Source organism: Ruegeria sp. CH8 (assembly GCF_056536985.1).
Genome location: NZ_JBQFQR010000004.1, coordinates 73,276 through 86,402 on the forward strand (window position 1 = coordinate 73,276; position 13,127 = coordinate 86,402).

The 13,127-nt window shown below is 60.7% G+C and carries 13 protein-coding genes; 5 read left to right on the forward strand and 8 right to left on the reverse strand.

What is annotated here, in order from left to right; all coding sequences use genetic code 11:
- Window positions 1-6 precede the first annotated feature (6 nt).
- From ACR0ER_RS05710 to ACR0ER_RS05720, 3 genes are all read right to left on the reverse strand, one after another.
- Complete coding sequence (locus tag ACR0ER_RS05710) at window positions 7-981, reverse strand: 2-dehydropantoate 2-reductase (RefSeq protein ID WP_480768083.1); 975 nt, start codon at window positions 979-981, stop codon at window positions 7-9.
- A 66-nt stretch (window positions 982-1,047) separates the two neighbouring features.
- Window positions 1,048-2,010, reverse strand: a complete 963-nt coding sequence (locus tag ACR0ER_RS05715) for a pirin family protein (RefSeq protein ID WP_480768084.1) — start codon at window positions 2,008-2,010, stop codon at window positions 1,048-1,050.
- Window positions 2,011-2,123: 113 nt separating this feature from the next.
- The gene (locus tag ACR0ER_RS05720; RefSeq protein WP_480768085.1) at window positions 2,124-2,954 is read right to left on the reverse strand and encodes a phytanoyl-CoA dioxygenase family protein; all 831 of its coding nucleotides are present in this window, start codon (window positions 2,952-2,954) and stop codon (window positions 2,124-2,126) included.
- 180 nt (window positions 2,955-3,134) lie between these two features.
- Between ACR0ER_RS05720 and ACR0ER_RS05725 the strand changes: the two genes are divergently transcribed.
- A complete protein-coding gene (locus tag ACR0ER_RS05725) occupies window positions 3,135-3,623 on the forward strand; it encodes a twin-arginine translocation pathway signal (protein ID WP_480768086.1) in 489 nt (162 codons plus the stop codon).
- 6 nt (window positions 3,624-3,629) lie between these two features.
- Window positions 3,630-4,226, forward strand: a complete 597-nt coding sequence (locus ACR0ER_RS05730) for a ferric reductase-like transmembrane domain-containing protein (protein WP_480768087.1) — start codon at window positions 3,630-3,632, stop codon at window positions 4,224-4,226.
- On the opposite strand, the gene argF is transcribed toward ACR0ER_RS05730, so the two are convergent.
- Window positions 4,223-5,149: an ornithine carbamoyltransferase gene (gene argF / locus ACR0ER_RS05735; RefSeq protein ID WP_480768088.1), complete on the reverse strand. Its 927-nt coding sequence runs from the start codon at window positions 5,147-5,149 to the stop codon at window positions 4,223-4,225. The two genes, ACR0ER_RS05730 and argF, sit on opposite strands and share 4 nt — an antisense overlap.
- A 61-nt stretch (window positions 5,150-5,210) precedes the next feature.
- Window positions 5,211-6,398 carry an acetylornithine transaminase gene (locus ACR0ER_RS05740; RefSeq protein ID WP_480768089.1) on the reverse strand — a complete coding sequence of 396 codons (1,188 nt, stop codon included), beginning with the start codon at window positions 6,396-6,398 and terminating at the stop codon, window positions 5,211-5,213.
- Between the two features lie 292 nt (window positions 6,399-6,690).
- Here ACR0ER_RS05740 and ACR0ER_RS05745 point away from each other — a divergent pair, with 292 nt between their 5' ends.
- Window positions 6,691-7,581 carry a DMT family transporter gene (locus ACR0ER_RS05745; RefSeq protein ID WP_170332653.1) on the forward strand — a complete coding sequence of 297 codons (891 nt, stop codon included), beginning with the start codon at window positions 6,691-6,693 and terminating at the stop codon, window positions 7,579-7,581.
- On the opposite strand, the gene ACR0ER_RS05750 is transcribed toward ACR0ER_RS05745, so the two are convergent.
- Window positions 7,563-8,366 (reverse strand): ABC transporter permease, encoded by an 804-nt coding sequence (locus tag ACR0ER_RS05750; protein ID WP_480768090.1) that lies wholly within the window; start codon window positions 8,364-8,366, stop codon window positions 7,563-7,565. The genes ACR0ER_RS05745 and ACR0ER_RS05750 overlap by 19 nt on opposite strands.
- A 125-nt stretch (window positions 8,367-8,491) precedes the next feature.
- Between ACR0ER_RS05750 and ACR0ER_RS05755 the strand changes: the two genes are divergently transcribed.
- A complete protein-coding gene (locus ACR0ER_RS05755) occupies window positions 8,492-9,067 on the forward strand; it encodes a GcrA family cell cycle regulator (RefSeq protein WP_480768091.1) in 576 nt (191 codons plus the stop codon).
- 5 nt (window positions 9,068-9,072) lie between these two features.
- Window positions 9,073-9,717 carry an NUDIX hydrolase gene (locus ACR0ER_RS05760; protein WP_480768092.1) on the forward strand — a complete coding sequence of 215 codons (645 nt, stop codon included), beginning with the start codon at window positions 9,073-9,075 and terminating at the stop codon, window positions 9,715-9,717.
- 1 nt (window position 9,718) lies between these two features.
- Here ACR0ER_RS05760 and ACR0ER_RS05765 read toward each other — a convergent pair whose 3' ends face one another.
- On the reverse strand, window positions 9,719-10,795 hold the full coding sequence (locus ACR0ER_RS05765) for a DUF2235 domain-containing protein (protein WP_480768093.1): 1,077 nt from the start codon (window positions 10,793-10,795) through the stop codon (window positions 9,719-9,721).
- Complete coding sequence (locus ACR0ER_RS05770) at window positions 10,773-13,064, reverse strand: xanthine dehydrogenase family protein molybdopterin-binding subunit (protein ID WP_480768094.1); 2,292 nt, start codon at window positions 13,062-13,064, stop codon at window positions 10,773-10,775. Before ACR0ER_RS05770 ends, ACR0ER_RS05765 begins: the two co-directional genes overlap by 23 nt.
- Between the last annotated feature and the right edge of the window lie 63 nt (window positions 13,065-13,127).

Sequence of the window (13,127 nt, forward strand, 5' to 3'; positions counted from 1 at the left end):
CCCTGCCTAAGGCTTTATCTGATCCGGTGACAGAGCGGTTTTCGGCGCTTGTTCGATGAGCGCCTGCACTTTGGCGCAGATCGGGGTCGGCGCCCCAAACTGCTTGCCGAGACGAATGATCTCGCCTTGCAGGCTGTCAATCTCGGTCGGGCGGCCCGCCATCAGATCGTAAGCCATCGAGGTCCGCGCGCTGGGGTCGATGGTCAACATACGCGCCGCGATCCGGGTAAACACCGGCGTCGGCAGGCGCAGGATATGCGGGGTCATCCACGCAGGCAGAGGAGTGGTCGAGGCCACAGGGTGACCTGCCGCCTTGAGCACCGCCAGAGCTTCAGCCATCTGGTCCGCCATCACCCTCCGCCAGTTGCGGTCCAACAGTTGCTCTTTCAGCGTCAGACCAGACAACGCATTCAGCGCGTTGTTGAGATTGATCACCAGCTTGCCCCATTGCACGGCATTGATGTCATCACTTTCGATCACCGGCAGATCGAGGCTGCTGAGCTTTTCACCCAGCGCGCCAGCACCACTTTGAATGACAATCTCACCCGAGGTCGCTCGATGAAAACACGCAGGTTCGGTCGGCACTACGTTGAATGGCACCATCCCGGCACGCACATCGTGGTCCGGCAGAGCAGCTCGCAAAATACGGGCGTTATCCATCCCGTTCTGCCAAGACAGAACCGGGGCTGATGTCGGCTCATACTGGGCGATCCGGGCGGCTATTTCAGCCGTTGCGCCGGTCTTGACGGACACGATTACGGCTTCTGCGGTGGTCAGACAGCTTGCGTTCTCGGTCAGGGTCAAATCCTGCGCAGCCACGTGTCGATTCAGGCCCGAGAAATCAGTGACAGTCAGCCCCCTATCGCGGATCGGGTCCAGAATGCGCGACCGGCCCAATAAGGTTACGTCGTGGCCTGAATGGGCCAGCAAGGCCCCGCAATAACAGCCGATACTGCCCGCCCCTGCGATCACGATCTTCATGGTGCGCCTCCTCGGGGCAAAGGATCGCCGGGATCAGAGCGTCGGGCAAGGCCCCCTTACGTTTGGTCAGCGCGCCAGCCGCGGGCGGGTACGCTCTAACTCTTCCGAGATCGGAATGAACTCCTGATCATCCCCCGGCGGCAGGTGGAACGCGCCATTCGCCCAGTCGGCGGTTTTCCATTCGCGGGTGGCGGCCTCGATCTTTTCCTTCGACGATGAAACGAAATTCCACCAGATATAGCGATCCTCGTTCAGCGTCGCGCCCCCCAGCAGCATCAACCGTGCGCCCAGTGGCCCGGCCTTGATCGACAGATGGTCGCCCGGGCGGAACACCATCATGCGGCCCTCGTCGAACTTGTCACCGGCAATCTCGACTGAGCCTTGAGTGACATAAACGCCCCGATCCTCATGATCGTCCGGCAGGGGAAACGCAGCACCCGGTTCAAGCTGGACGTCCAGATAAAAGGTCTCGGACAGCATCGTGACCGGGCTAGTTTCACCATAGGCCGATCCGAGGATCAGGCGGGCGCTGACCCCGCTATCCTCAATATGCGGCAAGGACGCTTGTTTGTGGTGCTCGAAATCTGGGGCCAAATCCTCATGAGCCTCGGGCAGAGCGATCCAGGTCTGGATGCCGAACAGGCTGTGTTTCTTGCCGCGCGTTTCTGCGCTGGTGCGCTCGGAATGAGTAACGCCGCGGCCGGCGACCATCCAATTGACTTCGCCCGGGTAAATCATCTGATGCGTGCCAAGACTGTCGCGATGTTCGAACTCGCCCTGATACAAGTAGGTGACGGTACCCAGACCGATATGCGGATGCGGGCGCACGTCGATACCGCCATCGGTGATGAACTCGGCAGGGCCCATCTGATCAAAGAAGATGAATGGTCCCACCAGTTGGCGTTTGAGGGAGGGCAGCGCGCGGCGCACTTCGAACCCGCCCAAATCGCGGGCGCGCGGGATGATCAAGGTCTCAAGTGCCGCATTTTCCGACAGGCATTCGGGGGTGTGGGTCGGGTTCCAACTCATTCCAGCTCTCCTGTGATCAGAGGTATTGGGTTCACAAAAGAAGGATATAGGGCGAATTTGCGCTGGAAAACTTGCAATTTTGCACAGTCAGGGTGCAGGAAATTTGCCGATGTCTAGGGCCACAGCCGGGGAAAGAACGGCCCGTCGATGCGGTCGCCTTCACGATAGCCTGCCGCCTCGAACTGCGCGCGTTCATCTTTTGCCCAATCGCCGCGATACCGTATGATCCCGTCCGGTGCTGTCATCCGCAGGGTAAAGCGCCGGACCGTTTCGGTTGGCGTGACAGAAGACAACCCTCCGTGCAGCGTGCGCATGTCGAAAAAGATGCAATCGCCCAACTGCATGTCCCATTGCAGCAGATCATAGGCATCCGGGTTGGCGTTGATATCGGGCGGCGGATGATAGGTCAGGCCTGCAACCTCGGTCGGTTCGTAACTGGGATGCCCGTCCGCGAACCGGACCCGCATGAACAGCTTGTCCCACAGGTGCGAACCCTTGACGAAGGCAATCCCGTTTTCCTTGCTCACCGGCTCCAGAGGCAACCAGAGGACGCACATCGTGCCTTCGAAGTCGAAATAGGACAGGTCCTGATGGAATGGCGGGCGCGAGGTCGACCCGGCTTCGCGCAGGAACCAGTTGTCCATGACAAGGTTGATCGACGGTGCGCCTAACAGTTGCCCCGCCAGCGCGGCGCAAGGGGATTTGCGCACAAAATCGGTGAATTGAGGTATTTTGCCCCAAGCCCAGTAATCCTCGAAATAGGCCGGAGCGCTGGGGTCTTTGGTGTGGCGGGTGAAGTTGTCGGTTGGGTTGGCTAGGTCCGCATCGATCCCCTCGCGCAGCAGCGATAGCCAATGCTCCGAGAATTTCGAGCGCAAGACGACGGCCCCGTCGCGCTTGAAGGCGGCGATTTCGTCGGGTGACACTGTTTGCATATTGTCCATCGGGAGGCCTTTCGGATCGGTATCGCGAGGATGGCACCCCAGTTCACATGGGGTCAAAGAAATTCGCGTTGGATGTTCACAGGGCCGTGAAACCTGCCTCGGAAAAGGCGCGAACCGTGCTATCTTATCGCCGTGGCGCGTTGCGATCCAATTGGATGACGCCTTGCAGGAGGTCCCGACATGACAAAGACAGGCTTTTCCCGTCGTTCCCTGATTGCCCTCGGCGGTGCCGTTCTAGCGACCGGCACAACCGGCTTGCTACTGCCTGCGCGTGCGGCTGGGCTGGCCCCGACACCGTCCATGCGCGGCGGGTCCAACAACTACCGCCCCGGTGCGCCCATCGTTAATCAAATCGGTGGCGGCGGCTTCTGGATGACCGGCACGGTGCGCCGTGCGGGTGACGGAGCCCCCCTGCCCAACCAGCGCATCCAGATCTGGGCGCACACGACCGAAGGCCACGAACGCGACCCGCAGAGCCACGGGGCAACACTGACCGATGCGAATGGAGCGTTTCGGCTCGAGATGCCGCAGATCGTGCCTGCGTTCGGCCAGCCACATGGCCATCTGGCCTATGACAGCGGTGAATTCGAGACCGTGTTCCTGCGGCCGATCATGGCGAGTTCGAAGGACAAGACGCTCGCCGCGCATTTCGTCCTGCAGCCCCTCTGACCTTTCGTGACCCGTGCCCCGTTGATCTGGACGGTTCTGACCCTCGTCCTGGCGGTACCCTTGGTCGCAGCAACGAACAGCCCTCTTCTGGCATGGCGTGATCCTGTCTACATCATCGCCGGGTTTGCGGGTGTGGTCGGTATGGGGTTGCTGTTGATGCAGCCCCTTCTGGCCGGGCGATACCTGCCCGGGCTTTCACCACTGGCCAGCCGCAAGTGGCACCGGTGGGTAGGCATCACTCTGATCGCGACCATCCTGATCCACGTTGGCGGCCTGTGGATCACCAGCCCGCCTGATGTCGTGGATGCGTTGCTGTTCGCCTCACCCACCCCGTTTTCAGCTTGGGGTGTCATTGCGATGTGGGCGAGTTTTGCAGCCGCCTTTCTGGGCCTTTACCGGCAACGTCTGAAGCTTCGGTTCCGGGTCTGGAGGTTGGGTCACACAGTACTGGCTGCTGTGACCATCGTCGGCAGCGTGGTGCACGCGATGCTGATCGAAGGTACGATGGAGATCATGACCAAAACCGCCCTCTGCGCTTTGGTCTTAATGGCGAGCGCTCAGACGCTCGCCAAACTGCGTGTTTGGGATGTGCGTAGGCGTTAAACGCCCAGACACCAGCGCATCACGGCTTTCTGCGCGTGTAGACGGTTCTCGGCCTCGTCAAAGATCACCGAGTTCGGGCCATCCATGACCTCCGAGGTTGCCTCTTCTTCGCGGTGCGCGGGCAGGCAGTGCATGAACAGCGCGTCGGGCTTGGCGTGTGACATCAACTCGGTATTCACCTGATACGGGCGCAGCAGATTGTGGCGACGCTCCTTGGCCGATTGGCTATCGTGCATCGAGACCCAAGTGTCGGCAACCACCAGATCTGCGCCCTCGACAGCCTTGAACGGATCACGCTCGACCACGATTTTTGAACCCTTCTGGCGAGCGAAGCCCATGAACTCTTCCTCGGGGTCGAACTGCGCGGGGCCGGTGAAGGTCAGATCAAACCCGAACTGGCCTGCCGCATGCAGGAACGAGGCGCAGACGTTGTTGCCATCACCTGTCCAGACAACCTTTTTGCCTGCAATCGGGCCGCGGTGTTCTTCGAAGGTCAGCACATCGGCCATGATCTGGCAGGGATGGGTGCGGTCGGTCAGGCCGTTGATCACCGGCACGTCGGAATACTCGGCCATCTCGGTCAGGATCGTCTCATCAAAGGTCCGGATCATGATCATGTCGACATAGCGTGACAGCACGCGGGCGGTGTCGGCGATGGTCTCGCCATGGCCCAGTTGCATGTCCTTGCCAGACAGAACCATGGTCTGCCCGCCCATCTGGCGCACGCCCACATCAAAGGACACGCGGGTCCGGGTCGAGGGTTTTTCGAAGATCAGCGCAACCATGCGGTCCTTGAGCGGCTGTTCGTCATCCAGCGCGGCCTTGGGCTGGCCCAAACGGGCTTGCTTCATCTCACTGGCCTGATTGATCATCGCCCGCAATTCGTCTGCGCCAGTTTTGTGGATATCGAGAAAATGGTTCATTTTGTTTCGCTTTTGACTGTCAGTTGCTGAGGGCACCGCCCTCGCAGAATGTGGTGAAAGATCAGGCCGTAGCCAAATTGCCTTCGACTTGCACGGCGGCTTTGTCGAGGCGGATCATGGCTTGGGCGATGTCATCCTCGGTCAGGGTCAGCGGCGGCAACAGGCGGATCACATTGTCGGCTGCGGGAACGGTGATGACCTCGTTGTCATAACCCGCATTCACAACATCCGTGTTGGTCGCCTTGCATTTGATGCCCAACATCAGGCCAGAGCCCCGCACGTCCTCGAACACTTCCGGGTGATCGGCCACCAGACCTTCCAGCTTTTGGCGCAGCAGACCGGCCTTGCGGTTCACACCCTCCAGAAAGGCGGGAGTGGCGACCTGATCGATCACCGCGCAGCCAACGGCGCAGCCCAGCGGGTTGCCGCCATAGGTCGAGCCATGAGTGCCTGCGGTCATGCCGCTGGCGGCGTCTTCGGTGGCAAGCACCGCACCCAGAGGGAAACCTCCGCCGATGCCTTTGGCAACCATCATGATATCGGGGGTAATCCCCGCCCATTCATGCGCGAACAGCTTACCGGTCCGACCAACACCGCATTGCACTTCGTCCAGGATCAGCAACAGGCCGTTTTCGTCGCAGATCTGGCGCAGGGCCTTCATCTCTGCATCCGGCACCGGGCGGATGCCACCTTCGCCCTGCACCGGCTCGATCATGATGGCAGCGGTGTTATCGGTGATCGCGTCGGTGACACCGTCCAGGTCGCCGAACGTGACATGCACAAAACCCGGCAGCAGCGGGCCGAAACCCTTGGTCATCTTCTCGGACCCGGCCGCCGCGATACCGGCCGACGACCGTCCATGGAACGAGCCGCTGAAGGTGATGATCTCGACCTTTTCGGGTTGACCTTTGTCATAGAAATGCTTGCGGGCCATTTTTACGGCCAACTCGCAGGACTCGGTACCCGAGTTGGTGAAGAACACCGTGTCGGCAAAGGTATGCTCGACCAGCTTGTCGGCCAGCGCCTGCTGTTGCGGGATGTTGTAGAGGTTCGAGACATGCCACAGCGCGTGCGCCTGCTCGGTCAGTGCGTTGACCAGCGCCGGATGCGCATGGCCCAGCGCGTTCACCGCGATCCCTGCGCCGAGGTCCAGAAAACGTCGGCCATCCGCCTCGGTCAGCCAAGCGCCTTCGCCCTTCACAAAGGTCAGGGGCGCACGATTATAGGTCGGCAGAACGGACGGGATCATCGGATCATCCTTTTCGATATGTTGAGCCCCGTGAGTGATACACGAAGGCAGGGTTCGTCAACAGATTTGGTGGGGTTTGCGCGGATTTACAGCGCGCAATGGATCAAACGGGCCGGTTACGCGGCAATGCGTCGGCGTCGGAGTCGCAGGATATGTGCGTGTTTGATCATGCCGCGCCGTATAGCGGGGCGCGGGCGTTGTGAAAACCCTGAAAATCGCGACCTCCGAAATTTCGTTCTGAGACGAATGTTTCCTGCTTGCTATTTTCCCGATGCTGGCCCACCGCTAGGGCATGACACCCGCGCGCCAGAACCCTGCCCTTGCGGCCTTGCTGATCGTGACCGCCAGCGCGTTTATTGCGGGCACCACGCTGCTGGCCAAAGCGCTGGGGACAGATACGCTGGGCCCGGCACTGCATCCGATGCAGATCAGCCACGGGCGGTTTCTGTTTGCCTTTCTGGTGATCGTCAGCGCGGTGGGTATCCTGCGCCCAAAACTGCGTCGCCCGCATTGGGGGCTGCATATCGGGCGGACCAGTTTCGGCTGGGTCGGGATCACGTTGATGTTCGCCTCGGTCGCGTTCATCCCAATTGCAGACGCCACGGCAATCTCGTTCCTGAACCCGGTCTTCGCGATGGTGTTGGCTGTTCCATTGCTGAAAGAGGGTGTCGGCCCCTGGCGCTGGCTGGCCGCTGCAGTGGCATTGGCCGGCGCGCTGATCCTGCTGCGCCCGACACCCGACAGCTTTCAGCCCGCCGCATTGCTGGCGCTGGCCGCTGCGGCGTCGATCGGCATGGAGCTGATTTTCATCAAAAAGCTCTCAGGCCGGGAAATTCCGATCCAGATCCTGTTGGTCAATAATGCGATGGGTCTGACGATTGCCTCGGTCGCGGTCAGTTTCGTGTTCCAGATGCCGACACCCGCGCAATGGGCGGCGTTGGCGGGCATTGGCGTACTGATGGCCTGTGCGCAGGCCAGTTTCGTCAACGGCATGGCCCGCGCGGATGCGTCCTTTGTGGCGCCGATCAGCTATGCGACGCTGATCTTTGCCGCCCTTTACGATTTCGCGGTGTTCGGCGTGATCCCGGATGCGATCAGCCAAATCGGCTCGGCCATCATCCTGACCGGCGGGCTGATTCTAGTGTGGCGCGAAACGCGGCAGCGTCAGGCCTTGAGCCGGTAACCCGTCCGCAGCATCTGCCAGGTGACCGCGCCAATCACCAGCGTCGCGCCGGTGCAGACAACCATTCCCAACCACGGAGAACTGTCGGACACTCCGATCATCCCATAGCGCAGGCCGTCAATCAGGTAGAACACTGGGTTCAGATGGCTCAACTTGTTCAACAGCGGCGGCAGCGCCTCGACCGAGTAAAACGTGCCCGACAGAAAGGCCAGCGGCGTGACGATGAAGTTGGTGATCGCTGCCATCTGATCGAATTTGTTGGCAAAGATGCCAGCAAACAGGCCCAGCGCGCCCATGAAAGCGCCTCCGAGGATCACGAAAATCAGAGTGATCAGCGGGTTCTGCGGCGCGATGGACAGAAATACCAGAAACGCGGCCGCGACGACAAAGGCGATCAGGACGCCGCGGGCGATGCCTCCGGCCAAATAGCCCAACAGAATCTCCAGTGGCGACAACGGAGGCATCAACGTGTCGACGATGTTCCCCTGAATCTTGGCGATAATGATCGAGGACGACGTATTGGCAAATGAATTCTGGATCACCGTCATCATCATGATGCCCGGTGCCAGAAAGACCAGAAACGGAACCCCCATCACGTCGGGCCGCCCCGGCCCAATGGCGATGGTGAAGATCAGCAGGAACAATCCAGCCGTCACCAGCGGTGCCATCAGAGTCTGTGTCCAGACGGCCAGAAACCGCAGGGTTTCGCGTTTGGCCAGCGTATAGAGGCCCATCCAATTGACCGCCCCAAACCGGCGCGCGTCCTGATCGATAAGATTCTGCATGTCTGCCCCATAGCTGATTCGAAGACCGCTTGTAACTCGGCCCGCAGTGATTAAAATAGGGGGCTGAGACGAATTCCCAAGGCGGCCCGAATCCGGGGCCGCTTTCCGCTTTTGAAAGGCAACCAATGTCCTGGACTGACGAGCGCGTAGAACTGCTGAAGAAAATGTGGGGCGAGGGCCAGTCGGCCAGCCAAATCGCCAAGGAACTGGGCGGCGTGACCCGCAACGCCGTGATCGGCAAAGTGCACCGTCTGGGCCTGTCGAACCGCGCAACCGGTGCTGCGCCTGCCAAGGCCGAGCCCAAAGAAAAACCGGCCCCCGCGCCCAAGGCCGAGGCCAAGCCGAAACCCGCACCCAAAACCGAACCGGCGCGCCCGGCCCCTGCCCCGGCGACCGAAGCGAAACCTGCCGTGCCGGCCCGCCGCCAGATCATCCCGGCAGGCCAACCGCTGCCGCCGCAGCCTTCGGCCAACGAGATCAGCCCCGAGGCGCTGGCCAAGGTCAACGAGGTCGAGAAAAAAGCCAAGAAGCTGACGCTGATGGAACTGACCGAGAAGACCTGCAAATGGCCCGTGGGCGACCCCGCGACCGAAGATTTTTGGTTCTGCGGCCTGCCTGTTGAAGCTGGCAAACCCTACTGCGAGGCGCATGTTGGCGTGGCCTTCCAGCCGATGAGCTCGCGTCGCGACCGTCGGCGGTAAAGGCCGTGCGCCAGGATCCGACCGCGATGGAGGATACCTGGCTAACCCGGGCGAAACGCCTGTTGGCGCTGGCCGAAACCGGCCAGCACTTTACTAAAGACCCGTTTGACCGCGAACGTTATGACGAGATCGCCGACATGGCGCAGGCCATGCTGGCCGATCTTGGCAACGTGCCCATTTACCGGATCACCGGGTTGTTTCCAGCGCATGCAGGCGGCTATGCCACGCCCAGCATCGACATCCGCGGTGCCGTCATTCGTGATGGTCGAGTACTGCTTGTGCGCGAACACAGCGATGGCAATTGGGCCATGCCGGGCGGGTTCGCGGATATCGGCAGTTCTCCGGCGGAAAACATCGAACGTGAGGTCTTGGAAGAGGCCGGACTGCAGGTTCGGGCAAGGCAACTTTATGCCTTGCGTCACAAAGCGCGGCACCCATACCCACCAGACACGCGGGATTTCTACAAGCTGTTTTTCCTGTGCGATGAGGTCGGCTCAGATGCCCCTAAGCCGGGGACTGAAACCAGTGAAGCCGCCTTTTTTGCTCCGGATGCAATTCCCGAACTTTCATTGACCAGAAACATTCACGCGGACATATCGGCGGCGTTTCGCGCCTTTGCACAGGATCAGTCTGCAACTCTGTTCGATTGATCTACTGCGCCGGATGCGAGGGCAAATCCGGCATCGGCACCCAGCCCGGCAACTCATCCGGCGCGACCGAGACGTGCAGGCGTTCTGATGGGTCACGCCCAACCTTCCGGTGCTTGCGCAGCAGGAAAATCTTGCCCCAGCCACGCCAGGTGCCGACCGAAGGCGCAGTGGTTGCAGTCGGGAACTGGTCGCGCCAGCCGTCAGGCAGCGGCAAGCCATGCAACTCGGCCTTGTCCAGCATCCAGATCAGAGGGATGTTGCTGAGCGGTCGCGCCTCTTCAAACCCGTTTAACTGGCCGCCGACATCGCCATGGGTGCCGCGGAACCAGACCTGTTCGACATGCCCATTAAAATCGGAAGTGCACTCCCACAGAACCGGCTCATAAACCTCGCGCGTCTCATCCAGCGCCATGGCGTGATAGCCGTGCCGGGTGGCAGGCCCAAGCTGATGGTTGTGAAACGCATGCTTGTCTTCAGCCCAACGCCAAAGCAATGGCAGACGCAAGCCCAGCGCCTTAACCGTGTCCCAGACGCCGATCATTTCAATGGCGATTTCTTCGTGACAGAACTTGCGGCGGAAATCCCGGGCTGCGGTGCCGTCGGGATTGCATTCATAGTGGCGGTAGGCCTGTTTGATATTTCGCACCGTGGCGTGCTCGGCCTTTAGCAGGCCAATCATGTCGATCACCCCGGCCAGGCTGCGCACCCCGTAGGCCCCGCGCGAGTAACCGATAAAGAAGATCCGGTCACCGGGTTTGTAGCGCGACGCCAGATAGCCATAGGCGCGGCGGATCTGCCGGTTGATCCCGCGTCCCATCATCACGTCCAGCGAGGTTTTCCAGCTTTCCCACTGAACGCCCGCCTCATAGAAAACCGAGACCTTGCCGCCCATCTCCTGACACAGGCGGAACGTCTGACCGGCATGGGTTTCAAATCCCGGCTCCAGCGTCGACATGGTGCCGTCGAGGATGATGACATGGCTGACGGGTTCGCGATGAGGCGTCTCGGCCGAGTGTTCGGACCGCAGAGGCCGTCCGAGCCATCCCAGTACCTTTCTACTCAGCCGCGACAGAACCATGTGTCAACAATTCCCAAACTCTGAGGGGTGTGAACGGCATATCCGCCTGTCGCACCCCGTGATCCCAAAGCGCCTCCTGAACCGCGTTTGCCACAGCGGCCAGCGCGCCCACGGTGCCGGCCTCTCCGCAGCCTTTCATCCCCATCGGGTTGGAAGTTGACGGAACCGGCGCCGAGGTAAACTTTATCATGGGTATCTCGGCCGCGCGGGGCAAGGCGTAGTCCATCAACGAAGCCGTGAGCAGTTGCCCTTGCGCATCATGCACAACATGCTCGGTCAGAGCCTGTCCGATGCCCTGAACCACGCCGCCATGCACCTGCCCTTCGGCCAGCATTGGGTTGATAAGGTTACCAAAATCATCAACAACTGTATAGCGGTCCACCCATGTTTCACCGGTGTAAGAATCGATAACGATTTCGGCAACATGTGCTCCGTTGGGGTAACTGCGGGCATCCAGGTTGGCGCGTGCTTCGTGCTGTAGCAGATCGGTGCGACCATCGGCGCGGGCCATCTCGGCCGCCTCGGTCAGGGTGGGCGTCAGGTTGGATCCGGGCGCTCGGAATGTTTCGTGATCAAAGCTCACGTCAGCCTCCTCGACCCCCATCTTATCGGCCAGATAAGGCGTGAATGCGGCGATCATGACGTCGATTGTGGCCAGCGTTGCGGTGCTTTGCACCGTGACCGAGCGTGACCCACCCGTACCGCCACCGTGGGGGAGTTGATCGCTGTCGCCCTGAATGACGGTGATCCGGTCCATGGGAACACCCGTCTGGTCCGACAGAAACTGGGTATAAGCCGTCTCATGCCCCTGACCGTTTGATTGGGTGCCGACGTACAGGTTAACGGCACCATCCTCACAGAATGCAATTTTTGCGTTCTCGGAAGGGGCACCCAGTATGCTTTCGATATAATAACACAGCCCCTGTCCCCGGATCAGGCCACGCTCGGCATCGGCGGCCTTGCGTTCGCAAAAGCCCTGCGTCTGTTCGCCTGCGCGGGTCAGGACCATGTTGAAATCGCCGACATCATAGGTTTCCCCTGTCGCAGACGTGTAGGGAAACCTCTCGGGCTGGATGAAGTTTTTCCGGCGTAGCTCCCACGGATCGACCCCCAATTCACGCGCGGCACGATCCATCAACCGTTCAAGAACATAAATCGCCTCGGGGCGTCCTGCGCCGCGATAGGCATCAACCTGTGTGGTGTTGGTATAGAACCCCTCGACCCGCAGATAGGTGGTTTGAACGTCATAGACCCCCATCAAAACCTTGCTGAACAGGTCGGTCTGAATCGCCTGCCCGAAATGGCTGTTATAGGCGCCGAGGTTGACCTTGCTATGCACCCGGTAGGCGGTGATCTGGTGATCGGCGTCAAAAGCCAGCTCCGCCAGAGAGGTTAAATCGCGACCATGATGATCGGACAGCATCGCCTCGGACCGGTCGGACATCCAGTGGACGGGCTGGCCTAGTTTCATCGCAGCCACGGCGACACAGAAATACTCCGGGTACGGCATCACTTTCATACCGAACCCGCCACCCACATCCGGGGTGGTGACGCGGATGGCGTCGGGTTCAAGCTTCAGCTTTTGTGCCAGTTGCGCTCGCATGGCCCATACACCCTGCCCACCATAGGCAAACTGCAGCCGCCCGTCGGTCCAATGCGCCTGACAGCCGCGCGGTTCCAGCGAGGTTATAATCACCCGATTGTCAGCCACGTTCAGAGAAACGGTATGAGCGGCCTGCTGAAACGCAGCCTCGGTTGCGGCCTCGTCCCCCAGCCCCCAGTCAAAAGCGCGGTTGTCGGGGGCTTCGGGATGCAGCACCTCCCCTCCGGCATCGATATCCAGCTTGGCGGGCAGATCGTCGGTCTCCATCCTGATCATCTCAACCGCATCGCGGGCTTGCATTGGGGTTTCGGCGATGACGACAGCCACGGGCTCACCAACAAACCGCACCCGATCCTTGGCCAGCATGTGCCGGTCCGGTGCCGCCGCTTTGGAGCCATCCCGGTTGGTCACCGTCGCCGCGTTCAAAACCGTGTCGATCCCAGCTTTAGCCAGATCATCCAACGCCATGACCAGCTGAACGCCGTCCGCCTGACACGCCGCGTCAAGATCCAGCGCGGTGATCCGGCCATGGACAAAGGGGCTGCGGAAGAAGGCCGCAAACAGCGCGTCACTCGGCACATCATCATCCATGTACCGCCCCTGCCCGGTCAAAAAGCGCTGATCCTCGGTCCGCTTGACCGGCTGGCTTTTCCCGAACTTTTCCATTGCGTGCTCCTGTCGCTGCCTTGCAGGCGACCTTAGGCTGCCCCGGTTCATTGTCCAGAGCGT

Bases quoted from the DNA above. Each gene is read 5' to 3' on its own strand.
- ACR0ER_RS05750 (WP_480768090.1), bottom strand. From the start codon at position 8,366: ATGCAGAATCTTATCGATCAGGACGCGCGCCGGTTTGGGGCGGTCAAT.
- ACR0ER_RS05745 (WP_170332653.1), top strand. From the start codon at position 6,691: ATGACACCCGCGCGCCAGAACCCTGCCCTTGCGGCCTTGCTGATCGTG.
- argF (WP_480768088.1), bottom strand. From the start codon at position 5,149: ATGAACCATTTTCTCGATATCCACAAAACTGGCGCAGACGAATTGCGG.
- ACR0ER_RS05740 (WP_480768089.1), bottom strand. From the start codon at position 6,398: ATGATCCCGTCCGTTCTGCCGACCTATAATCGTGCGCCCCTGACCTTT.
- ACR0ER_RS05770 (WP_480768094.1), bottom strand. From the start codon at position 13,064: ATGGAAAAGTTCGGGAAAAGCCAGCCGGTCAAGCGGACCGAGGATCAG.
- ACR0ER_RS05715 (WP_480768084.1), bottom strand. From the start codon at position 2,010: ATGAGTTGGAACCCGACCCACACCCCCGAATGCCTGTCGGAAAATGCG.
- ACR0ER_RS05710 (WP_480768083.1), bottom strand. From the start codon at position 981: ATGAAGATCGTGATCGCAGGGGCGGGCAGTATCGGCTGTTATTGCGGG.
- ACR0ER_RS05720 (WP_480768085.1), bottom strand. From the start codon at position 2,954: ATGGACAATATGCAAACAGTGTCACCCGACGAAATCGCCGCCTTCAAG.
- ACR0ER_RS05765 (WP_480768093.1), bottom strand. From the start codon at position 10,795: ATGGTTCTGTCGCGGCTGAGTAGAAAGGTACTGGGATGGCTCGGACGG.
- ACR0ER_RS05725 (WP_480768086.1), top strand. From the start codon at position 3,135: ATGACAAAGACAGGCTTTTCCCGTCGTTCCCTGATTGCCCTCGGCGGT.
- ACR0ER_RS05755 (WP_480768091.1), top strand. From the start codon at position 8,492: ATGTCCTGGACTGACGAGCGCGTAGAACTGCTGAAGAAAATGTGGGGC.